1 pseudogene is annotated in these 627 nt (G+C 44.3%); it reads left to right on the top strand.

The window, feature by feature from the left end:
• A pseudogene (locus WG89_RS29985) lies at window positions 1–217 on the top strand (IS1595 family transposase); the annotation flags it as partial.
• Window positions 218–627: the final 410 nt, after the last annotated feature.

Raw genomic sequence — 627 nt, 5'->3', positions numbered from 1 at the left:
TGAATATGCACGAGATGAGGACGGCGACGGTTTTCATGAGATTCATGTGAATACAATGGAGGGGTTCTGGTCGCTGTTGCGTTCCTGGTTGCGTCCTCATCGGGGTATATCACAAGAGAAGTTACCGCTGTATTTGGGTTTCTTCGAGTGCCTGCACAATATCAAGAAGCGCGGGAAAGCAGCTCTAACCGGTCTTCTGGGAGTGTTGTTTGGATAACTCCCCGGAATCCATTAAGAGCCCAAAATAATTATTATTCATGATGAAGTATATTGCTCTAAGAACATTATATGCTGGCAAAATCAACCATGATTGAAAAACGCCCACAGAGAAAAAAACCACAAAGTCAACATCATAGCAGCTCCAGAAGCGACCTCCTAATACAAGTCTCTTCCAATATAAAATGAGCCTGAACAAAAGCCCGGTTTCCAATACGAACTGAGCCTGTAAAGGTCCAGGATGTCGTTCATGATGAGAGGATGAAGATTATCATGAACACCAAACTCATCAAGACCCTGGATCAGGTCAGCGACTTCCTTGAACATGTCCCAGACATAGAACCTGGCTAGGAGTCTAAAGATGAGTGTTACCGATGGATAGAGTTAACTCTCAGTCATTTCCGTTACCGC

This window comes from Endozoicomonas arenosclerae (genome assembly GCF_001562015.1).
Lineage (GTDB): Bacteria > Pseudomonadota > Gammaproteobacteria > Pseudomonadales > Endozoicomonadaceae > Endozoicomonas_A > Endozoicomonas_A arenosclerae.
This window is presented reverse-complemented; position numbering and strand designations above follow the sequence as displayed.